Source organism: Nocardia sp. NPDC052001 (assembly GCF_040680615.1).
Classification (GTDB): Bacteria; Actinomycetota; Actinomycetes; order Mycobacteriales; family Mycobacteriaceae; genus Nocardia.
In genome coordinates, this window is sequence record NZ_JBFAXC010000016.1 from 41,375 (window position 1) to 61,803 (window position 20,429).

The following is a 20,429-nucleotide window of genomic DNA, read 5'->3' on the forward strand; positions in this document are numbered from 1 at the left end:
CCAATGGGGGCGCCGGTTCAATGGAGGGTCACTGATGGCGAAAGAGCTGCCCACATCCAGGCTTGCGCGGGGAACCAAGCTGGGAATGGCCGTCGCCGGTAATGCCATACGAGCTCAGAAGACGCGGCGCTCGATGCGGGGGCGCTCGGAGGCGGTGCGCGAGCGCATGGCCGAGGAGTCGATGATCCGGGCCACCGAGCAGATGGTCATGGTGCTGGGCACCATGAAGGGCGTCGCCATGAAGCTCGGGCAGATGCTCTCGGTGCTGGATCTGGATCTGGTGCCGCCCGAGCATCGTGAACGTTTCCAGCGCCGCCTGGCGGTGCTGCGCGACAGCGCGCCCTCGGTGTCGTTCGAGGTGATGCGCGCGGTCATCGAGGAGGATTTCGGTAAGACGCTGGAGGAGGTCTTCGCCGATTTCGAGCCCGAACCCATCGCGGCGGCCTCGATCGGTCAGGTCTATCGGGCGCAGCTGCATGACGGCCGCACGGTCGCGGTGAAGGTGCAGTATCCGGGCATCGATTCCGCGGTGCGCGCGGATCTGAAGAACCTGGCCATGTTCCGGCGCATTCTGCAATCGGCCATGCCGTGGGTGACCCCGGCGGTGCTCGATGAGCTGCGGCTGAATCTGGAGAGCGAACTCGATTACGTCGCCGAGGCGAATACGCAGTCGCAGATCGCGGCGCTGTATCGCGGGCATCCGTTCATCGTGGTGCCGGACACCATGCCGGAGCTGTCCACGCAGCGGGTGCTGGTGAGCGAGTATTTCCCGGGGCGCGGGTTCGAGGAGATCCGGGCGCTGCCCGCCGAGGAGCGCAATCGCATCGGCGAGATCATCTATCGGTTCTACGTGGGTTCGCTGTTCACCTTCAACGAGTTCTGCGGTGATCCGCATCCGGGCAATCTGCTGCTGGGTGCGGACGGCCGGGTGGCGTTCCTGGACTTCGGGCTCTACAACCGGATGGATCCCGAGCACGTCGAATTCGAGGCCACCTGCATTCGCGCCGCCGCGGAGGATCACGCGGAAGAGTTGCGCGACTTGATGATTCAGCGCGGCGTCATCGATTCCCCGGACGAGATCACCCCGGAGGAATGTCTGGAGTACGTGCTGGCGGCCTGTGAATGGGCGCTGGTCGATGAGGATCTCACCATTACGCCCGAGCTCGCCTCGGGCGCTTTCATTCTCGCCGTCGACCCGCGGGCCAGCGAGTTCTCCGGTATGAAGCAGCAGAATCTGCCGCCGGAGCATCTGTTCTCGCGGCGCGCGGATTTCCTGACCTTCGGCATGCTCGGGCAGCTGGAAGCGACCGGGAATTGGCATCGCATCTCCCGGGAGTGGCTGTACAAGGAGGACCCGGTCACCGAACTCGGTATCGCACACCGGGATTGGCTGGCCACCCGGCCCGCGCCGACGCCGACCACCGGACCCAAGAAGAAGACCACTCGCAAACGCGCCGCGAAGGCGTAACCCCATCGGACGGGAAAAATCATGGCAGACAGGGAATTCGACCTAGCGCTATTCGGCGCGACGGGTTTTGTCGGCAAACTGACCGCGGAATATCTGATCGGGGCCGCACCCGCCGGGGCACGCATCGCACTGGCCGGGCGCTCGCTGGACAAGCTGGCGAAGGTTCGCGCCGAACTCGGCCCGGGTGCCGCGGAATGGCCGCTGGTACAGGCGGATTCGACGGATCAGGCCAGCCTGAACGCGCTCGCGGCGCGCACCAAGGTCGTGGTGACCACGGTGGGGCCGTACCTGCGCTACGGGTTGCCGCTGGTGCAGGCGTGCGCCGAGAACGGCACGCACTACGCCGATCTCACCGGTGAGCCGCTGTTCATTCGCGAATGCATCGACCGGTTCGCCGATCGGGCCGCCGAGACCGGCGCGAAGATCGTGAATTCGGCGGGCTACGACTCGATTCCGTCCGATCTGAGCGTGTATCAGCTGTACAAGCGCAGCGTGGACGACAACACCGGTGAACTCACCGATGTCACCCTGGTGGCCTGGCTCAAGGGCGGGGTCTCCGGCGGCACGGTGGATTCCGGGCGCGCCATGATGGAGGCCATCGCCGCGGATCCGAAGAAGGGCGCGATCATGTCGCACCCGTATTCGCTGAGCCCGGACAAGTCCCTCGAGCCCGATGTCGGCCGGCAGAGCGATCAGGCGCTGGAGCGCGCGGCGAATATCGATCCGAGCCTGCGCGGCTGGGTCGCCACCTTCGTCATGGGCGCGCACAACACCAAGATCGTGCGTCGCAGCAATGGCCTGCTGGGCTGGCCGTACGGTAAGAACTTCCGCTACCGCGAGGTGATGAGCGCGGGCACCTCGGCCACCGCTCCCCTGGTGGCGGCGGGTATGGCGGGCGGAATCGTGGCGGGAATGGCGGCGGGCGCGGTGCTGTCCCGGGTCGCGGTCGGCCGCCGCCTGCTGGACCGGCTGGTACCCAAGCCGGGTACCGGTCCGAGCGAAAAGGCCCGCAACAGCGGCTGGTTCACCATGAAGACGTTCGCCAACACCACCTCGGGCGCGAAGTACATGTGCACCTTCGCCGGTAAGGGCGATCCGGGCTACGCCGCCACCTCGGTCATGCTCGGCCAGTCCGGCCTGGCCCTGGCCTTCGACCAATTGCCGGAGCTGGCAGGCATTCTCACCCCTGCCGCGGCCATGGGCGATGCGCTCACCGATCGACTTCGCAAGGCGGGCATGACAATCGACGTCGACGTCGCCTGATCCAGTACCCTCGCGAGACCCCCGCTCACCCCTGGTGGCGGGGGTCTCGTTCTATCAAGGCCGTCAGCGCGGCCCGCAGGTCCGGGCGCGGACCGGCCGAATAGAGTTCGGCCAGTGCGGTTTCGGCGACCATGGCGATGACCAGCAGCGCCACCGGCTCGGGATCGGACCAGCCCAGCTCGGTCAGGTCGGGGCCGATCATCGCGGCGAACAGTTGATTGCGCTCGTGCACCTGGTCGATCAGGTCGGTATCGGTACGGGATTGCGCGAGAAAGGCTTTCGTGCCGCTGGTGGCCAGGCAGGCGTCCAGGTAGGCGGCGATACCGGTTCGCAAGCGTTCCGCGCCGGGTTCGCATCCGGCGATGGCCGCGAGGATGACCGCGCCGAGTTCCTCGTGATAGCGGTGATGCAGCGCGACCACATAGCTGCGACGGTCCGGAAAGTGGTGGTAGAAGGTGCCTTTCGCCATTCCGGCGGCGGCGACCACGGCATTGACCGAGAGGCCGCGCATCCCTTCGCGCCCGGCGATTTCCGCTCCGGCGGTGAGCAAGGCATTGCGTCCCGGTTCGGGCGGACGTGGCATCGATGTAATCCTCTCGGCGATTGGCTCTTCCCGAAGGGTACCCACCCGCGCTAACCTGTGACCGACCGGTCGGTCATCCCGCCGCGCAGGGGACGGCGGGAGACGACCGGTCCACGAGACATGGAGTCCCGCAATGCGATCAGCGAAGATCCGCGCCGCCCGGACATTCGGCCTGCTGGCACTGATGGTCACGCTGCCGACACTGATGATCACGCTGCCGACATTGGCGGCGGGTAGCGCGGCGGCTGACCCCGAACCGTCCTACAGCTATCCCGGCGGGCTCGCCGCCCAGTTCACCAGTCCCGGCCAGCCACCACCCGGCGCGAACGACTGGAACTGCAAACCCACTGCGGCACATCCGAATCCGGTGGTGCTGTTGCACGGCCTGTCCAATGACGCGATCTCCTGGAACACGCTGTCACCGGTGCTCGCCCGGGCCGGATACTGTGTCTTCACCACCACCTACGGGGTGGGTGCGGCCGGCCCGCTGATCGGCGCGTTCACACCCGTCGAGGACAGCGCACGACAGATCTCCGCGTTCATCGATCGGGTGCTTGCCGCGACCGGTACCGAAAAGGTGGATCTGGTAACCCATTCGATCGGCGGCGCGGTGGCCTTCTACTACCTGAATCAGCTCGGCGGCATTCCGAACATCGATCACTTCGTCGCGCTGGCCGCTCCCCTGCACGGATCCACGGTGAGCGGACTGGCCGCGTTGCAGCCGCTCGCCGCGGCCGTGGAACCGGGCCGGGAACTGCTGCGCCAATGCGGCCCGTGCAGCCTGTCCCCGGGTGAGCCGTTCCTGCGCACGCTCGATCCCGATCCGGCGAAAGCGCCGAATATCCGTTTCACCATGGTGGTTACGCGCTACGACGAGATCTCCACGCCCTATACGACCGGGCTGCTGGACGGCCCGAATGTGCGGAACGTGGTGCTCCAGGACCTGTGCGCGACCGATTTCACCGAGCACAACGAACTCACCTATGACCCGGTGGCGGTGCGGGTGGTGCTGAACGCACTCGATCCGGAACACGCTGTGCCCGTGGGGTGCACGGTGGTGCTGCCATTCGCCGGGCCGGTCGGCGGCTGACGATGCGTCGGTTAACTGCCGTCGCGCAGCGAGATGAGGCCGCCGAGGACGCCGAGGTAGGCGGTGCCGTCCGGGCCGAGGGCCAGGCCCGCGTAGTTGTTGTTGAACTGCGGGCCGGAGCCGGATCGCCGCTGCCACAACAGGTTTCCGGTGCGGAAGTCCAGGGTCGTCCAGTACCAGGGGTCGGTCGGCTCGTTGCCCTTGGTATAGGTGTAGATCAGTCCGGTGGCGAGCGAGAGTTTGGCGACCACGCTGGGCGCGGCGACCGTGGAGTTGGTCCAGACCAGGTGGCAGCCGTTGCCGTCGGCGTCGATGTCGACGCGGGCGAAGCCGGGTGTGGTGTTGCGGCCCGCCAGGGTGGCCTCGGGTCCGGAGTAGCCGAAGTTGTTCTCCACGATCAGCGAGTTGCCCGCGCCGATGAGCGAATTCTCGGTATTCCCAGCGCCTTTCGCGAAGACCGGGACGCTGCACACTTCGCGCTGGGCGGTGTTGCGGGCGGTGCGGTAGACCACCACGTTCATGGGGTCGGCGTTATCGGTGATGGCGACGTAGCCGCCGGGCAGCACGGTGGGTGTGGTGCCGGTGCCGTCGTCGACCTGGCCGGGTTTGCGCTGACCGCTGTTGGCGTAGGTGATGCGCCAGGTGACCTCGGGGCTGCCGCCGGGTCCGGCGTCGAAGCGCAGCATTTCGCGGTTGGTGGCGATGTAGACATCGCCGTCATTGCCGACCGCGAAGGAGTTCTCGATCTCGCCCTCCGCGCCGTCACCGAGCCGGATCACCTGTATCGCACCGGTTTCGGTATTGAGGGTGCCGACGACGCCGTTGGTCCTGGTGACGAACCAGAGCAGGCCGGTGGAGTCGGGCAGCACCGAGTTCAGGGTTTCGCCGGGTCGCAGCGCGCCGGTGAGGTCGTAGTCGTGTTCGAGGGTGAAGCCGTCCGCCGCGGGGGTTTCCGCGAAGATCTGGACGTGCCCGCTGCTGGACCCGACCACCGCGCGGTCCTGATTGTCGAGGAAGAAGTACGCGCCGCCACCGAAATTGGAGAAGGCTCCGGGCTCGAGCATCGCCCCCGGGCCGCGACCCGGCAGCGCGTATTTGCCGAGCACCCGCATTCCGGCCGGATCGATCAGGTAGAGACCGGGATTGAGGCCGGGGCAGGTGGAGATGATGCGCCCGGCGCGGTCGAAGGCGACCGATCCGCATTCGCTGCCGAGCAGTAGCGAGTCAACCCGGGTGTCATGTCCGAGTGGGCCGGGCCGGGTGTAGGTGTCACTCATCCAGCCGTCGCCGTGGATGCCGGAGTTTGCATTGGCGGCGAGTCCGGGGTGCTGCGGGACCGCGGGCACTCCGGTGACGGGTTGTGCGGTGGCGGGTGTGCCGAGGAAGTCCGGTCCGGGCAGGGCGGGAATGGGTGCGGCCCCGGCGGTTCCGGCGGTGAGTGCCAGGGTTCCGGCGGCAAGCAGGGCGCTCACCAGGCTCGACGCCCGGGTGCGGCGCGCGGGTCGTCGCGGAGTGGGCGCGGCCGCCGCCGGATATTCGATATGCATTTCTGCCTCCGGCTATCTGTTTGCGGCACAACGGCACACAGCTCTGGTCGTTCGACCAAGATGGGATGATCGCACACCGACGCGCCGAACCCTACCGTGCGGTACGTCACAGTAAGCCCCCTTACGCGAGGGGACGCGGCCGTCGAAACGCTCCGGTAGGGTCGCGATCGGGACGGAGGGTCGTACCGCAGGAAAGGGGGACGCCCGTATGTCCTTGATGGACAGCAGGCCGGACTCTGCATGAAATGGATGCTGACCCCGGACGAATTCGCGCTGGTCTGGACCCGCGAAACCGAGCTGGAACGCCGCCCCTATCCCCTCGACACCCTGACTCGCGGCACCGCGAGCGCCGCCGCACGCCCGCGGCACCGCTACCTGGGCCGCACCGATCCGGACCTGACCGCCGCGCTCATGCTGTGCGCGCGCACCGACACCACCACCGTCACGCTGTACGGCGAATGCACCAATCCGGCACCGCGCCGCATTCTCGCCTTCGCGGCGGTGGCGCAGCAGCGTGCGGGCATTCTGGTCGCGCTCCCGGACGCCGTCTCGGTGATGATCTGTCCCGCCGATCAACTCGGTCAGGAACTGGTGGAGATCATCGGCTCCGCGCCCGCCGGGCAGCAGGCCCAGATGAGCGAACCGCAGCACGCGGTATTACTTCCGGCCGAACCGGGCGACCATGCCGAAGAGATTGCCGCCCAACCGGATTCGTCCGATCTGGCCGCCGATAATTTCCGCCGCAAATTGCGCGAGCCGGTGGACGGGCGCGGTTTCATCACCGTCACGGTGGAGCCCGCGAATCCGCTGTCCCCGCCCACCCGGCATCGCACCTGGCTGGATTTCACCGGTGACGGCCGCTATCTGCTCACCACCGCCACCGATCTCACCCTCACCCCGGTCGGCGATGCCGAACTGGCCGAACATCTGGTGCGCCTGGCGCGGGTGTAACCGGCCGGACACTCGGCGTTCGGATGTGGATCACCTCGGGTTCACCGGGAGATTTTCGGCGTGCTTGCCCCCGCCGGGCCGCGCCGCGTGTTACGCATGACGGATGGCGAAGGCAGCATCCTGGTCGAAACCGGTCACCAAAGCCCTGCGGGCCGACGGTGTGCAGGTCAGCGAACTGAACACATCCGCGACTCCCGGTTTCAAGGGTGACAAGAAGGCCGGGGAGCAATTGCTGGCCGAGCGCACGGGCGTTTTGTCGGAGTTGCAGGAGAAGCTCTACGCCAATGGCAGGCATGGCGACAATCGCAGTGTGCTGCTGGTGTTGCAGGGTATGGACACCGCGGGCAAGGGCGGCATCGTCCGGCATGTGATCGGCTCGGTGGATCCGCAGGGCGTCGATCACGCGGCCTTCGGTGTGCCGACCGCCGAGGAGCGCAAACACCACTACCTGTGGCGCATTCGCAGGCAGCTGCCGCGCGGCGGTCAGATCGGCGTCTTCGACCGCTCGCACTACGAGGACGTACTGGTGGTGCGCGTGCACGATCTGGTGCCGCCGGAGGTGTGGGGCAAGCGCTATGACGAGATCAACAAGTTCGAGCGCAAACTCGTCGACGACGGCACCACGGTGGTCAAGGTCGCCATGTTCGTCTCCCTCGACGAGCAGAAGAAGCGCCTCTCCCAGCGCCTGGACCGCCCCGACAAGCATTGGAAGTACAGTCCCAACGACCTCGCCGAGCGCGCCTATTGGCCCGCGTATCAGGAGGCGTACCAGGCGGTCCTGGATCGCACCAACACCGAATACGCGCCCTGGCACGTACTCCCCTGCGATTCCAAGTGGTACGCCCGCCTGGCCGTGACCGAACTCCTCATCGACGCCATGCAGGGCTTGAAACTCGATTGGCCCGCCGCCACTTTCGATGTGGAAGCCGAGAAGAAGAAGCTCGCCCAGGCGTGATTCGCACCGCCTATACACCGCCGTTGTGGGCAACGGCGGTGTTTCACCAGGAATCTCTCAGGTTCGCGAGTGAAGATGGGGCCGCAGCAGTCGTGACTACGAAAGGCGTGGTGAACGCGCGGTGAGCAAACCGGGTGATCGCAAGAATCCTCTGGCCAAGGCTCAACAGGCCGATCGCAATCGCAAGATCCTCATTCAGGTCGGCGTGGGTGTCGTCCTGGTGGGTTTGATCGCGGCCATCGGTATCGGCCTGGCGATGCGTAAGTCCGACGACAAGAACACCTCGTCGTTCGCTCCGGTCGTCACCCATGACGCGAGCACGGGCGCGACGCCGCCGAATCTGACCGAGGGCGGCGCGATCCGCATCGGCAAGTCGGACGCCAAGGTGCGGGTGCAGGTCGTCGCCGATCTGCAGTGCCCGGCCTGCCAGATGTTCGAGAGCAATAACGCGGCCGTGCTCGAGGACGAGGTGAAGAACGGCACCGCGGTGGTGGAGTACAACATCATCTCGTTCCTGGACCGCGCCTCCAGCGGCAACCAGTTCTCCACGCGCGCGGCGAGCGCGGCCTACGTGGTGGCCTCGGCCGATCCGTCGAAGTTCCAGGCCTGGCTGTCCGCGATGTACAGCGCGCAGCCCAAGGAGGGCGGCAACGGCATGACCGACGATCAGCTGATTCAGATCGCCGCGTCGGTCGGTTACACCGATCCCGCTGTGGCACAGGGCATCAAGGACCAGAAGTACGCGGCGTTCGTGAAGGATGAGACCAAGGGCGTTTTCGACACCGGCATCAAGTCGACCCCCTCGGTGTACGTGAACGGTAAGCAGATCAGCGATCAGCAGTCGCTGATGAGCCCGAACGGCCTGAAGCCGGTCATCGAGGCCGCGGCGAAGTGATCATCTCGGCTCCACCCCGGTCCGCCTGGCCGCTGTTGATCGGCGCGTTGATCGGCTGGGGTGCGTCGGTGACGCTGCTGGTCGACAAGTTCAAGCTGTTCACCGAACCCGGTTTCAAACCGCTGTGCAGTATCGATTCGACGCTGTCCTGCACCACGATCATGGAGTCGGATCAGGCGGCGGCGTTCGGTTTCCCGAATCCGATCATCGGTGTGGTCGGGTTCTCGGTGGTGGTGACGCTCGGGGTGCTCGCGGTGGCCAATATCGGTCTGCCGCGCTGGATTTGGGGCGGACTGTGGGCCGGGTTGGTGCTCGGCATGGGGTTCATCGGCTGGCTGATCTATCAGGCGGTGTTCCAGATTCACGCGCTGTGCCCGTGGTGCATGGTGGTGTGGGCGGTGACGCCGCTGCTGCTGGCGGTGGTGACGGGGCAGCTGTGGGGTAAGTCCCGCGGACTGTTGCAGATCGTGGTGGAGTGGCGGTGGACCGTCGTCGCCATCTACTACGCGGTGGTGATTCTGATCCTGTACATCCAATTCCAGGATTACTGGCGCGATCACCTGTGAGCTAGTTGGGCGGCCCGACCGTGAGCGTCACGTTCACGGTCCGCTGCCCGCCACCGGGTGCGGTGAGATCCAGGCGCACCACATCATCGGGTTTGTGCAGATTCAGTGCGGCCTTGAGGGTTTGGGTGCTCGCGACGATCCGGCCGTCGATGGCGGTGATCACCTCCCCCTCGGCGAGTCCGGCCGCGAACGCCGGCTGCCCGTACACGGCCACATCGATGCGCGCGCCCGCCGGATGCGCGTCCGAGGTGATGATGCCGAGGGTCGCGGTGGGGCCGATGTGCACGGTGTCCGTCGGTGTGCCGGAACGGATTTGGCGCACCACGGCCATCGCGGCGTCGATCGGCACGGCATAGCCCTCGGGTCCACGACCGAGTGTCGCCTGTAGATCTCCGGAGGCGGCGGTGACCACGCCGACGACCGCACCGTAGCGGTCCACCAGCGCTCCGCCGGATTGTCCGGCGGCGACGGCGGCCGCGACTTCGATCAAGCCGTGCAAGGACTTTCGTGACAGATCCGCGGAGTTACGTGCCACGATGCTGCTGTCCAGACCGGTGATCGCACCGCCGACCGACGTCGGCGATCCGGTGCCGCCCGCATTGCCGATGGCCAATAGCTGGTCGCCGAGCCGCAATCCGGCGGAGCTGCCGATGCGCGCGATCGGCAGGCCGTCCGCACCGGTGAGCGCGATGAGCGCGATATCGGCCGAGGAGTCGTAGCCGAGCACGGTGGCCGGGAAGGTCGCGCCGGTGCCGATATCCGAAACCGATACGGTGTCAGCGCCTTTGATCACGTGATGGCTGGTGAGCACCTCACCGTTCGCGGTGAGCACGATGCCGGAACCGGATGCGCCGAGACCGTACGGGCGCATGGCCGCGGTGATGTTCACCAGTACCGGGTCCACCAGGTGTGACACCAATTGGGTGTCCAGCGGCGGCAGCGGCGGTCCGATCAGGCTGGCGGTGGGCGGATCCTGCCGGAAGGGCCAGCGGGCCAGATCACCGTGATAGCCCAGGAACGCGGTGATTCCGACGACGGCCACGCAGAACAGCGCGAATAGTCGTCCGCCACCGGCATTGTTCGTGCGACGCGGGTGGTCGTACATCGGAATCCTCCGCTGCTGCGTCGGCTGCGAACTCTGTATCTATTGGTGTACCAGGTTTTCAGTGGCTCAGTGCGGCGATGACGAGCATGAAACCCAGTCCGAGCAGGGTGAGCAGCAGCGGGGCCTTGGACGGTGTGCCCGCGTGCGCCTCCGGGAGGATGTCCGCGGTCGCCAGATACAGCAGGAAACCCGCGAAGTAGCCGAGGTACATGCCGACGAATTGCGCCGGCACCTTCAGGAAAGTGCCTGCGACAGCACCGATTACCGGTGCGATGGCATCGGCGGCGAGCATGGCCAGCCCGCGTTTGCGGGCATTGCCGTACAGCGTGGTGAGGGTGAAGGTGTTGAAGCCGTCCGCGAAGTCGTGGCTGATCACCGCGATGGCGACGGCCGCCCCGGTGGCCGCGCCGACCTGGAAGCTGAGTCCGATACCGAGCCCGTCCAGGAAGCTGTGGAACACCAGTCCGCCCGCGGCCACCAGGCCGATCGAGGCGAAATCGTGGTGGTGCGTACCGAATTCGTCCTCGTGCCCGGTGTGCAGCGCCACCGTCTGCTCCACGATGTGCACGGTGAAGAAGCCGACCACCGCGGCCAGCAGCGGCACCGGAACACCGAGTGCGACGCGGGTGTCGTGTTCGAGCGCCTCGGGCAGCAGGTCGAAGGCGACCACGCCGAGCATGACGCCCGCCGCCAGGCCGAGGACCAGGCGTTTGCGCTCGCCGAGCCGGTCCGCGACCAGTCCGCCGATGAACGTGGAGCACATCGACACCAGCGCCAGCAGAATCGCCACGGGCTTCAGCATGCCGATCCGGCGGCGCGCCGTGAGCACGCCGCGCCGGAATGGTAGGCATGTACGCATGAGCACTGCTGCCGCCTATGCCGTTTCCGCGCCCGATGGCCGGTTCGAGAAGCTCGCCATCGAACGCCGTGAACTCGGACCCCGAGATGTGCTGATCGATGTGAAGTTCGCGGGTATCTGCCACTCCGATATCCACACCGCCCGCGATGAATGGGGCGGCACCCGCTACCCCTGCGTACCGGGACACGAGATTGCGGGCCTGGTCGCCGCGGTCGGTTCCGAGGTCACCCGGCACAAGGTCGGCGATCGGGTCGGCGTGGGCTGCATGGTGAATTCGTGCGGCGTCTGCGATCCGTGCGTGGCCGGTGAGGAGCAGTACTGTCAGCCGGGCGCGACCATGACCTACAACACCCCGGTCCCGGCGCAGGATCAGGCCGGCGGGTACACCATGGGCGGTTACTCGACGCAGATCGTGGTGACCGAGGGTTTCGTGGTCGGCATTCCGGAGGGCATCGGCCTGGACGAGGCCGCGCCGCTGCTGTGCGCGGGCGTCACGCTGTTCTCACCGCTGCGGCACTGGAACGCGGGGCCGGGTAAGCGGGTCGCCATCATCGGTATGGGCGGGCTCGGGCATGTGGGCGTGAAGATCGCCGCCGCCATGGGCGCGGAGGTCACCGTGCTGAGTCATTCGCTGAGCAAGCAGGCCGACGGTGAGCGTTTCGGCGCGCACCACTACTACGCGACCAGCGATCGGCAGACCTTCCGCGGGCTGCGCGGGCGCTTCGACCTGATCCTCAATACGGTGTCGGCGGATCTGCCCATCGACGACTACATGAAACTGCTGGCCCTGGACGGCACCCTGGTGATCCTCGGCCTGCCCGAAAACCCGCTCAGCGTAAAGCCTTTCACCATCGCGGGTTACCGGCGCTCGCTGGCGGGTTCCATGATCGGCGGCATCGCCCAAACCCAGGAGATGCTGAACTTCTGCGCCGAACACGGTATCGGCGCGGAAATCGAGGTCATCTCCGCCGACCGCATCGACGAGGCCTACGACCGCGTCGTCGCCAGCGACGTCCGCTACCGCTTCGTCATCGACGCCGCCACCATGTAGCACAACACGCCGCTCCCACCGGGAAAGCGGCCACGCCGCTACGTTTGCGGTGTGCCCGATGAGAGTGACGGCGCGCCCGGCGAGGCGGCCGAGAAGAACGACACACCCGCGCGGATCGATGCGAGCGGGGACGATGACACGCCGTTGCGGCTGACGGTGGCGATTCCGCCGTGGCTGCCGCGCGCGTACCTGCTGGCGGCGGCCACGGTGGCCGGGATCGTCGTCACCTTCTGGTCGTTGCAGAAGTTGCAGGGGCTGTTGACCGTGCTGGTGGTGTCGCTGTTCCTGGCGTTCGCCATCGAACCGGCGGTGAACAAGCTGGCCGCGCGCGGCTGGCGGCGCGGTCCGGCGACCGGTGCGGTATTCCTGGTCGTGCTGGCGGCGGTTGTCGGATTCACCTGGGCCATGGGCGATCTGGTGATCGATCAGGTCACCGCGCTGGTGAAGAACGCACCGCATAATGCCGAGGATCTGGTCGCCTGGATCAACCGCACCTTCCACACCGAGCTCTCGGGCACCGATATCACCGAGCGCGCCTCACAATTGAGTTCCAGGCTGGAGTCATGGCTGGTCGGGCTGGCCGGTGATGTGTGGGGTATCGGCACCACCGCCATCGGCGTGCTGTTCCAGGCGCTGGGCGTACTGCTGTTCACCTACTATTTCGCCGCCGACGGACCGCGTTTCCGCAATGCCGTGTGCTCGGTGCTGCCGCCCAAGCGGCAGCGACATGTGTTGCGCGCCTGGGATATCGCGGTGGAGAAGACCGGCGGCTACCTGTATTCCCGTGCGCTGCTGGCACTCTGCTCCACGATCGCGCATTTCGTGGCCATGCGGATACTCGATATCCCCTCCGCCATCGCGCTCGCGCTCTGGGTGGGCGTTGTCTCCCAATTCATTCCGACCGTCGGCACCTATCTGGCCGGGGCGCTGCCGGTGCTGGTCGCGCTGTCGCACAGTCCGCGCACCGCGCTCTGGATTCTCGGCTTCATCGTGATCTACCAGCAGTTCGAGAATTACGTGCTGCAACCGCGCATTACGGCGACCACCCTGGATATGCATCCGGCCGTGGCGTTCGGCGCGGTGCTCGCGGGCGCGGCCCTGTTCGGCGCGACCGGCGCCCTGCTGGCCATCCCGGTCACCGCGTCCGCGCAGGCGTTCATCGGCGCGTACATCCGCCGCTACGAAGTCGAGTCCCCGACCGGGACCGAACCCGCACCGCGCGAGCGCAAACCGCTCGCCGAGCGCTTCCGGCGCGATAAGAGCACCACTCCCCCGTCCGAATGAACCCGAGGAGCGCCGCGCCCGTAACCACCGGGAGGGCGGGCAAACTCGGGTGACCCGGCCCGCCGCCACGGCATACTGTCGCTGGACGGCTAGCACGGCGCGGAGGGTGGGAGCCGAATGCGATTGCAGGCGGGCGCGGTTTTCGCTGGCTACACCATCGAACGGCAATTGGGCGCGGGCGGTATGGGCGTGGTGTATCTGGCGCGCCATCCCCGGCTGGAACGGTCCGTCGCGCTCAAAGTCCTCAACGACACCTTCGCCCAGGATTACCGGGCGCGAGCGCGATTCGAGCGCGAGGCAGCGCTCATCACCACCCTCGATCACCCGAATATCGTGCCCATCTACGACCGCAATTCGCTGGGTGATCCCATGCTGTGGATCTCCATGAAATACATCGACGGCGGTGACGCCGCCGCCATGCTCGCCCGCGAAGGCGGCCGGGTATCCGCCGAATGGGCGGTGCGGATGATCGGCGATGCGGGCCGCGCGCTCGATCACGCACACCGGCATCGGATCCTGCATCGCGATATCAAACCGGCGAATCTGTTGGTGGAGCGCGGTATCGGTGGTATCGAGCGCACCGTGGTCACCGATTTCGGGATCGCCCGCAGTATCGAGGACGCCGAAACCAATTCCCGGGTGAGCGCCACCCTCGCGTACGCCGCACCCGAGCGTTTCGCGGGCGGCCCGACCGATCACCGCGCCGACCAGTACTCCTTGGGCTGCACCCTGTTCAAACTCCTCACCGGCGAACCGCCGTACCCCCGCGCCGATGACGCGGCCGTGGTCGCGGCCCACCTGCACGCTCCGCCGCCGCGTGCCACCCAGTACCGCCCGGAATTGCCGCACGGCCTGGACGAGGTGCTGGCCACCGTGCTCGCCAAACGTCCGGAGGATCGCTTCCCCGATTGCGCCGCCTTCGCCGCGGCGGCCCGCGAAGCTGTCGACCGATCCGGCTCAACCGTTGCGGGACAGTACTTTCCGACCGATTCCGGGCGCCGCGCCCGCACCGAACCGCCGCTGATCTGGCAGGGCGAGGATGCGGAAACCGCCCTGTCCCCGCCCGCGGGATACGGGGGAACGGGTCCGCGCGAATCGATCCCGTCCGCAACCGGTGGGCCCGCGCACCGGTCGTCCGCGATATCCGCGCAGCCGCGCCGATTCACCCGGCGGTGGGCGTTGTTCGGCGGAGCGGTGGTCGCAGGCGGAGCGGCCGCCGCCGCGGCCGGGATCGCACTGACCGGCGACAGCCAGAATTCCGCACCGACTGACGCCCCGGCGCAAGCACCGGATGTACCAGGTGAACTCACGCTGCCGACGCAGGTGATGACGATCGCGTTCAGTCCGGACAGCACCCTGCTGGCGGTGGGCGGCAAGGACAATACGACCCGGCTGATCGATGTGCACACCGGTGCCGAGAGCGGCAATTCGCTTACCGGACACAGTAATTCGATTCGCGCGGTGGCATTCAGCCCGGACGGCAGCCTCCTGGCCACCGGTGGCGATGACCGCACCGCGCGATTGTGGGACGCGCATACTCGCCAGCCGATCGGCGGGCCGCTGACCGCGCATACGAACGCGGTGCGCGGCATAGCCTTTCACCCGGACGGCAGTCTCATGGCGACCTGTAGCGACGACAACACCGCACAGCTCTGGACGGTGCAGACCCGCCAGCCCGCCGGTACCACGATGACCGGGCACACCGGTCCGGTTCGCGCGGTGGCCTTCCACCCCAAGGGCACGCTGATCGCCACCGGCAGTCAGGACGGCACGGCCCGGCTGTGGCGCGGCGGCACCGGCGTCGCCTCCGGTGCGGCGCTGTCGGGGCATCGGGGGGCGGTGCGGGCGGTGGCCTTCCATCCCGGCGGGACGCTGCTCGCCACCGCCGGTGACGATGCCTCGATTCGCTTGTGGGACACCGACACTCGCGCCGCGGCGGGTGATCCGCTGAGCGGTCATGCCGAACCGGTGCTGGCGGTGGCTTTCAGCCCGGACGGCACCCTTATGGCCAGTAGCAGCCGGGACGGCACGGTTCGACTGTGGGACAGCAAGACTCGCGCCCCGGTCGGCAATCCGCTGGGTGGGCACGCTGACGCGGTGCATTCGGTGGCGTTCAGCCCCGACGGCGCACTGCTGGCCACGGGCAGTGCCGACAACACCGTGCGGTTGTGGAAGGTCGCCGATCACCGCTGACACGATGCGCGCGGGCCCGCCCGGAAGTGTCGGCGCGGACACACTTCCAGTGTCCATGCGGCGACAGAGTATTCGGCCGCTGACCAGCACCATTGCATGCATCGGGAACACCTCCCGGAACCAGGCAAGAGGAGCCGATCACATGACCACCACCGCGAAGCGCATCACCACCGCCCTGGCGGCCACCCTGTTCATTCTCCCGTTCGGCGCGGGCATCGCGTCCGCTGTGCCCGCCGGAACCGGCACCGCCGCAACCAACTACGACCGCGACGACTACCACTGGTACTGCGATCGCGACAGCCGCGGCTTCGACTGGAACTACTGCTGGGGCCACTACCGCGACCGCTACCAGCGCGACCACAACAGCGGCCACGACAGCCACAACGGCTGGTGACGATCCGCCCACCGCGATGACAGCGATATCCCGCGTCATGGCATCGACGCCATTGTCGCCGAATACACAGCGGCGGTAGCGGATTACCGACGGCAGTGCGGCCGCGGGCAGCTCAGCGCCGAGCGCTATCCGTTACTGCCCGGCCGGAGGTCCCGCGCACCGGCGCGCGGGACCGGCCGAAACTACTTCTGAACCTGCTCGTGCAGGGCTTTCTTGGCGGCGTCCTGCACCTTGTCGATGTGCTGGGCGTACTTGCCCTCGGTGCGCTCGTCGACCACGTCGCCGACCTTGTCGACCAGCGGGTCGAGCTTGTCCGCGTGCTCGCTCGCCAGTTCGGCCGCCTTGCCCGCCGCGTCCTTCAGATTGTCGAACAGACCCACCGTCGTACTCCTATCTCGAATCAACCTCGGCCACAGGCTATCGGCCGCGCCGACCGGGACGGTGGAACGACGGGTGTGTGGTTGGCGACTAGTTCCCGCTCTTCCAGGGCTGATCCGGGTCCACCTGATCGCTCTTGTTCTGCGCGGATTCATTGAAGCTCTTGGTGTTCTCGGCCGGGTCCGGCTGATCCCCTTTACCCGTCGGATCCATATCCGCCTCCTGTCTCGAAAGAAGTGTGCCCGCAGGCTAATTCCTTCATCGTGACGGGATCGTGAATACGAAACAGCGCGGCGGCACGGAAACGCATCCGGTGCCGCCGCGCTGTCGTGTCGCGTGCGGAAGTTACTTCGCCGCTTCGGCTTCCGCCGCCAGCGCGCGCCGCCGGACGCGGCGGGCGGCCGCGACCATATTGCGCAGTGACGGATCGAGCTGCCAGTGGTGCCGGGTCTTGAGCCCGCCGTCCGGATTGGCCCACAGCCGCTGCGGTGTCACGGCCGCGGCCGCGGCGGTGAGGGCCTCATCCAGTTCGTCGATATCCGGGATACGCGCCGAACGGCTTTCGTACACACCGGGTCCGACGCCGTGGGTGAGCCCGCGGCCCTCGGCATTGTCTTCCTCCAGCGCCTTGAGCACCCATTCGATGGAGCGGGTGGCGACAATGGCCGTCACGTCGGCATCGAGTTCCTCGATGGCCTGCACCACGTCACCGCGACTGGAATAGCCGATATGCGTGTGGATCTGGGTTTCCGGCAGCACGCCCGAGGTGGCGAGCTTGAACGCGCCGACGGCCCAGCGCAGGTATTCGGCCCGCCCCTTGACCCGCAGCGGCAGCAGTTCGCGAATGGACGGTTCGTCCACCTGGATGATGGCGATACCGGCGCGCTCCAGATCCACCACTTCGTCCCGAATGGCAAGCGCCACCTGGTCGGCGGTCTCGAACAGCGGCTGGTCCTGGCGCACGAAGGAGCGCGCCAGCATGGTGACCGGTCCGGTGACCATGCCCTTGACCGGCTTCTCGGTGAGCGATTGCGCGTAGGTGGTCCATTCGACCGACATGGCCGCGGGCCGGGACACATCGCCGTACAGCACCGGCGGTCGCACACAACGCGATCCGTACACCTGCACCCAGCCGAAGTGGGTAGTGGCGAAGCCGTCCAGTTGTTCGGCGAAGAACTGGATCATGTCATTGCGTTCGTGCTCACCGTGCACGAAGACGTCGAGGCCGATGTCCTCCTGCAACCGGATGGTGCCTTCGATCTCGGCTTCGATGCGCTTGCGGTAGTCGTCGTAGGACAGCCGTCCCTGACCGAGTTCGTAGCGCGCCTGCCGTCCGGCATTGGTCTGCGGGAACGAGCCGAGCGTGGTGGCGGGCACCAGCGGCAGATTCAGCTTGGCCTGCTGCGCGACCCGGCGTTCGGCATACGGCGCACGTTCGCGCATCTCCGGCGTCACGTTGTACACCCGTTGCCGCACAGCGTGTTTCTGCTTGAAATGCACCGAGGTGGGCCGCTTGCGCCACTTCTCCGAAGGCCCCTCGGTGAGCGCCTTGGCAAGCGAAACCACTTCCAGCACCTTCTGTTTCGCGAAGGCGAGGCGGTCGGCGACATGCTCTTCCAGATCGTATTCCACGAGCAGGTCGTACGGCACGTGCAGCAGCGTCGCACCGGTGGAGACGACCATGTCCGGGCACACCTTGGCGAGCTCGTTCAGGTATTCCAGCGCGACCACGCGGTCCGCGCGCCACACATTGGTGCCGCTGATGACGCCCGCGTACAGCCGCTTGCGGCCGATGCCGGGAATCTTGGCCAGATCCTCGGGCCGGATGCGGAAGTTCGCCAGATCGAGTCCGATGGCCTCGACCTTGGTGCGCGCCAACGCTTCCAGGGCCTCACCGAAATCGCCGTACTGTCCGGTGACGAGCAGTCGCGGCCGCAGCGAGGCCTTGGAGAGCCGGTTGTACGCCTGCTCGAACACCTCGATGGTGGACGGCGAGCGGTCACTGGTGAAGCAGGGCTCGTCCAGCTGCACACAGGTGGCGCCGCGCTTGGCGAGCAGCTCGAACAGCTCCTCGTACACGGGTAGCAGCTTGTCCAGCAGCACCAGTTTGTCGAATTCGGTCTCGCCCGGAACGTGTCCGGTCTTCGACAGCAACAGCAGCGACAGCGGGCCGAGCACGACCGGCCGCAATTCGATGCCGCGCGCCTTGGCCCGATCGAATTCGTCGAGCAAAGCCTCGGGGTGCAAGGAGAATTCGGTATCGGTGTCGAGTTCGGGCTGCCGGTAGTGATACGGCGTATTGAAGAACCGCACCAATTCCAGCGGCGGCACATCCGGATTGCCGCGCGCCATCAGGAAATAGAAATCGAGCGGATCCAGCCCCTCGCGATACGGCTCGAACCGCTTGGGGACCGCGCCGAAGAGCAGCGCGTTGTCGAGCACGTGGTCGTAATAAGAGAAGGTGTTGCCGGGGACCTGCGTCAACCCGGTGGCAGCCAGCTCGAGGAACTGGGATTCCTGGATCTCGCGACCCACCTCGACCAGCTCTTCCCGAGAAAGCGTTCCATGCCAATAAGACTCGAGAGCACGCTTGAGTTCGCGGTGCGGTCCGATGCGGGGATAGCCCAGAATGCTTGATCCGAAGCCATCGGTGACGTTGGCCATGAGCGCGCCACTCCTCCTTAAGTCACCTGTGCGGCGCCCACCACCGAAGGTGAGCGCCGCACAGTTTGCGCCCTGATTTGGAATGGACTCGAGTCCACCCCGAGTGGGCTGGCCGGTGACACCAGCCCTTTATTGCAGCTTATGCCCCACGCGGGGACGAAAGACTCGTACCCGCGTGCCAGTCGTCAGCGGTTGTACTGATAGAAGCCCGCGCCGGACTTCTTACCCAGCAGGCCCGCTTCGACCATGCGCATCAGCAGCGGAGGAGCGGAGTACAGCGGCTCCTTGAATTCGGCGTACATGGAGTCGGCGATGGACTTCACGGTGTCGAGGCCGACCAGGTCGGTCAGCGCCAGCGGGCCCATCGGGTGGGCACAGCCGAGCACCATGGCCTTGTCGACGTCTTCCTTGGTGGCGAAACCGGATTCGACCATGCGGATGGACGAGAGCAGGTACGGCACCAGCAGCGCGTTGACGACGAAACCGGAGCGGTCGGCGGAGCGCACGACCTGCTTGCCGAGCACATCGGAGGCGAACTGCTCGGCGCGCTGCGAGACGGCCTCGGTGGTCTTGAGCGTGGTGACCAGCTCGACCAGCGGCAGCACCGGCACCGGGTTGAAGAAGTGCATGCCGACGACCCGCTCGGGGTTGTTGGTGGCGACGGCGATCTTCATGATCGGAATGGAGGAGGTGTTGGACGCGAGCACGGCGTTCGGGTCGGTGACGACCTTGTCGAGCTCGGCGAAGATGGCGGTCTTCACATCTTCGTTCTCCAGCACGGCCTCGACGACCAGCTGACGATCTGCGAAATCGGCGAGATCGGAGGTGAAGCGCAGCCGCCAGGCGGTCTGCTCCCGCTCACGCTCGGAGATCTTGCCGCTGGAGACGGCACGGTCCAGCGACCGCAGGATGCGGGCGCGACCGGCGGCGGCGAGTTCACGGGTCTGTTCGAACACGAGCACATCGACGTGTGCCCGAGCGCAAACCTCGGCGATACCCGCGCCCATCTGTCCGGCGCCGATGATTCCAACGCGCTGAATTTTCTCGCTGCTCACGTCCCGCTCCTGCTGTTGGTTAGCCGTCGTGGCTTTATGGGTGAAGGCGTCGGACTTACTTGTGACCCTGCGCCTTCGTAAGGTCTTTCGATCAAAGCTATATGACAACGCCCTCCCCGCCGGGGCTG

General features: G+C 66.7%; 19 protein-coding genes. 11 read left to right on the forward strand and 8 right to left on the reverse strand.

What is annotated here, in order from left to right; all coding sequences use genetic code 11:
• Nucleotides 1-34: 34 nt before the first annotated feature.
• Together AB0L82_RS39765 and AB0L82_RS39770 are read left to right on the forward strand one after the other, a co-directional pair.
• Nucleotides 35-1,468, forward strand: a complete 1,434-nt coding sequence (locus AB0L82_RS39765) for an AarF/ABC1/UbiB kinase family protein (RefSeq protein WP_364649265.1) — start codon at nucleotides 35-37, stop codon at nucleotides 1,466-1,468.
• Between the two features lie 21 nt (nucleotides 1,469-1,489).
• Entirely contained in the window at nucleotides 1,490-2,731 is a 1,242-nt protein-coding gene (locus AB0L82_RS39770; protein WP_364649268.1) for a saccharopine dehydrogenase NADP-binding domain-containing protein, read from the forward strand.
• Between the two features lie 25 nt (nucleotides 2,732-2,756).
• Here AB0L82_RS39770 and AB0L82_RS39775 read toward each other — a convergent pair whose 3' ends face one another.
• Nucleotides 2,757-3,314 (reverse strand): TetR/AcrR family transcriptional regulator, encoded by a 558-nt coding sequence (locus AB0L82_RS39775; protein ID WP_364649271.1) that lies wholly within the window; start codon nucleotides 3,312-3,314, stop codon nucleotides 2,757-2,759.
• Nucleotides 3,315-3,447: 133 nt separating this feature from the next.
• Here AB0L82_RS39775 and AB0L82_RS39780 point away from each other — a divergent pair, with 133 nt between their 5' ends.
• Nucleotides 3,448-4,404: an alpha/beta fold hydrolase gene (locus AB0L82_RS39780; RefSeq protein ID WP_364649274.1), complete on the forward strand. Its 957-nt coding sequence runs from the start codon at nucleotides 3,448-3,450 to the stop codon at nucleotides 4,402-4,404.
• Between the two features lie 11 nt (nucleotides 4,405-4,415).
• Here the strand turns inward: AB0L82_RS39780 and AB0L82_RS39785 are convergent, their stop codons facing one another.
• Complete coding sequence (locus AB0L82_RS39785; protein ID WP_364649277.1) at nucleotides 4,416-5,951, reverse strand: hypothetical protein; 1,536 nt, start codon at nucleotides 5,949-5,951, stop codon at nucleotides 4,416-4,418.
• A gap of 240 nt (nucleotides 5,952-6,191) precedes the next feature.
• On the opposite strand from AB0L82_RS39785, the gene AB0L82_RS39790 reads away from it, so the two are divergent.
• The 4 genes from AB0L82_RS39790 to AB0L82_RS39805 all read left to right on the forward strand — a co-directional run bounded on the left by AB0L82_RS39790 (nucleotide 6,192) and on the right by AB0L82_RS39805 (nucleotide 9,318).
• Nucleotides 6,192-6,902, forward strand: a complete 711-nt coding sequence (locus tag AB0L82_RS39790) for an ESX secretion-associated protein EspG (protein ID WP_364649280.1) — start codon at nucleotides 6,192-6,194, stop codon at nucleotides 6,900-6,902.
• Nucleotides 6,903-7,005: 103 nt separating this feature from the next.
• Entirely contained in the window at nucleotides 7,006-7,857 is an 852-nt protein-coding gene (locus AB0L82_RS39795; protein ID WP_364649283.1) for a polyphosphate kinase 2 family protein, read from the forward strand.
• Nucleotides 7,858-7,978: 121 nt separating this feature from the next.
• A complete protein-coding gene (locus AB0L82_RS39800; RefSeq protein ID WP_364649286.1) occupies nucleotides 7,979-8,752 on the forward strand; it encodes a thioredoxin domain-containing protein in 774 nt (257 codons plus the stop codon).
• Nucleotides 8,749-9,318 carry a vitamin K epoxide reductase family protein gene (locus tag AB0L82_RS39805; RefSeq protein ID WP_364649289.1) on the forward strand — a complete coding sequence of 190 codons (570 nt, stop codon included), beginning with the start codon at nucleotides 8,749-8,751 and terminating at the stop codon, nucleotides 9,316-9,318. The genes AB0L82_RS39800 and AB0L82_RS39805 overlap by 4 nt, the downstream gene beginning before the upstream one ends.
• Nucleotide 9,319: 1 nt before the next feature.
• On the opposite strand, the gene AB0L82_RS39810 is transcribed toward AB0L82_RS39805, so the two are convergent.
• Entirely contained in the window at nucleotides 9,320-10,423 is a 1,104-nt protein-coding gene (locus tag AB0L82_RS39810) for a trypsin-like peptidase domain-containing protein (RefSeq protein WP_364649292.1), read from the reverse strand.
• A gap of 58 nt (nucleotides 10,424-10,481) precedes the next feature.
• Nucleotides 10,482-11,282, reverse strand: coding sequence for a ZIP family metal transporter (locus tag AB0L82_RS39815; RefSeq protein ID WP_364649295.1), 801 nt, complete (start codon nucleotides 11,280-11,282; stop codon nucleotides 10,482-10,484).
• Between AB0L82_RS39815 and AB0L82_RS39820 the strand changes: the two genes are divergently transcribed.
• The 4 genes from AB0L82_RS39820 to AB0L82_RS39835 all read left to right on the forward strand — a co-directional run bounded on the left by AB0L82_RS39820 (nucleotide 11,281) and on the right by AB0L82_RS39835 (nucleotide 16,204).
• On the forward strand, nucleotides 11,281-12,333 hold the full coding sequence (locus tag AB0L82_RS39820; protein WP_364649298.1) for an NAD(P)-dependent alcohol dehydrogenase: 1,053 nt from the start codon (nucleotides 11,281-11,283) through the stop codon (nucleotides 12,331-12,333). The genes AB0L82_RS39815 and AB0L82_RS39820 overlap by 2 nt on opposite strands.
• A gap of 51 nt (nucleotides 12,334-12,384) precedes the next feature.
• A complete protein-coding gene (locus tag AB0L82_RS39825) occupies nucleotides 12,385-13,617 on the forward strand; it encodes an AI-2E family transporter (protein WP_364649301.1) in 1,233 nt (410 codons plus the stop codon).
• A 117-nt stretch (nucleotides 13,618-13,734) separates the two neighbouring features.
• Nucleotides 13,735-15,810 (forward strand): serine/threonine-protein kinase, encoded by a 2,076-nt coding sequence (locus AB0L82_RS39830; protein WP_364649304.1) that lies wholly within the window; start codon nucleotides 13,735-13,737, stop codon nucleotides 15,808-15,810.
• Nucleotides 15,811-15,952: 142 nt separating this feature from the next.
• Complete coding sequence (locus AB0L82_RS39835; RefSeq protein ID WP_364649307.1) at nucleotides 15,953-16,204, forward strand: hypothetical protein; 252 nt, start codon at nucleotides 15,953-15,955, stop codon at nucleotides 16,202-16,204.
• A gap of 182 nt (nucleotides 16,205-16,386) precedes the next feature.
• On the opposite strand, the gene AB0L82_RS39840 is transcribed toward AB0L82_RS39835, so the two are convergent.
• The 4 genes from AB0L82_RS39840 to AB0L82_RS39855 form a co-directional block, all read right to left on the reverse strand.
• Nucleotides 16,387-16,584 (reverse strand): antitoxin, encoded by a 198-nt coding sequence (locus AB0L82_RS39840; protein WP_364649310.1) that lies wholly within the window; start codon nucleotides 16,582-16,584, stop codon nucleotides 16,387-16,389.
• A gap of 88 nt (nucleotides 16,585-16,672) precedes the next feature.
• A complete protein-coding gene (locus AB0L82_RS39845) occupies nucleotides 16,673-16,795 on the reverse strand; it encodes a hypothetical protein (RefSeq protein ID WP_364649313.1) in 123 nt (40 codons plus the stop codon).
• A gap of 132 nt (nucleotides 16,796-16,927) precedes the next feature.
• Nucleotides 16,928-19,246, reverse strand: coding sequence for a 5-methyltetrahydropteroyltriglutamate--homocysteine S-methyltransferase (gene metE / locus AB0L82_RS39850; RefSeq protein ID WP_364649316.1), 2,319 nt, complete (start codon nucleotides 19,244-19,246; stop codon nucleotides 16,928-16,930).
• Between the two features lie 185 nt (nucleotides 19,247-19,431).
• Nucleotides 19,432-20,301 (reverse strand): 3-hydroxybutyryl-CoA dehydrogenase, encoded by an 870-nt coding sequence (locus tag AB0L82_RS39855; RefSeq protein WP_364649319.1) that lies wholly within the window; start codon nucleotides 20,299-20,301, stop codon nucleotides 19,432-19,434.
• Nucleotides 20,302-20,429 lie beyond the last annotated feature (128 nt).

What these genes read in the sequence shown, in the direction of transcription:
- AB0L82_RS39765 (WP_364649265.1), top strand. Translation starts at nt 35, where the DNA reads ATGGCGAAAGAGCTGCCCACATCCAGGCTTGCGCGGGGAACCAAGCTG.
- AB0L82_RS39770 (WP_364649268.1), top strand. Translation starts at nt 1,490, where the DNA reads ATGGCAGACAGGGAATTCGACCTAGCGCTATTCGGCGCGACGGGTTTT.
- AB0L82_RS39775 (WP_364649271.1), bottom strand. Translation starts at nt 3,314, where the DNA reads ATGCCACGTCCGCCCGAACCGGGACGCAATGCCTTGCTCACCGCCGGA.
- AB0L82_RS39780 (WP_364649274.1), top strand. Translation starts at nt 3,448, where the DNA reads ATGCGATCAGCGAAGATCCGCGCCGCCCGGACATTCGGCCTGCTGGCA.
- AB0L82_RS39785 (WP_364649277.1), bottom strand. Translation starts at nt 5,951, where the DNA reads ATGCATATCGAATATCCGGCGGCGGCCGCGCCCACTCCGCGACGACCC.
- AB0L82_RS39790 (WP_364649280.1), top strand. Translation starts at nt 6,192, where the DNA reads ATGAAATGGATGCTGACCCCGGACGAATTCGCGCTGGTCTGGACCCGC.
- AB0L82_RS39795 (WP_364649283.1), top strand. Translation starts at nt 7,006, where the DNA reads ATGGCGAAGGCAGCATCCTGGTCGAAACCGGTCACCAAAGCCCTGCGG.
- AB0L82_RS39810 (WP_364649292.1), bottom strand. Translation starts at nt 10,423, where the DNA reads ATGTACGACCACCCGCGTCGCACGAACAATGCCGGTGGCGGACGACTA.
- AB0L82_RS39820 (WP_364649298.1), top strand. Translation starts at nt 11,281, where the DNA reads ATGAGCACTGCTGCCGCCTATGCCGTTTCCGCGCCCGATGGCCGGTTC.
- AB0L82_RS39815 (WP_364649295.1), bottom strand. Translation starts at nt 11,282, where the DNA reads ATGCGTACATGCCTACCATTCCGGCGCGGCGTGCTCACGGCGCGCCGC.
- AB0L82_RS39830 (WP_364649304.1), top strand. Translation starts at nt 13,735, where the DNA reads ATGCGATTGCAGGCGGGCGCGGTTTTCGCTGGCTACACCATCGAACGG.
- AB0L82_RS39835 (WP_364649307.1), top strand. Translation starts at nt 15,953, where the DNA reads ATGACCACCACCGCGAAGCGCATCACCACCGCCCTGGCGGCCACCCTG.
- AB0L82_RS39845 (WP_364649313.1), bottom strand. Translation starts at nt 16,795, where the DNA reads ATGGATCCGACGGGTAAAGGGGATCAGCCGGACCCGGCCGAGAACACC.
- metE (WP_364649316.1), bottom strand. Translation starts at nt 19,246, where the DNA reads ATGGCCAACGTCACCGATGGCTTCGGATCAAGCATTCTGGGCTATCCC.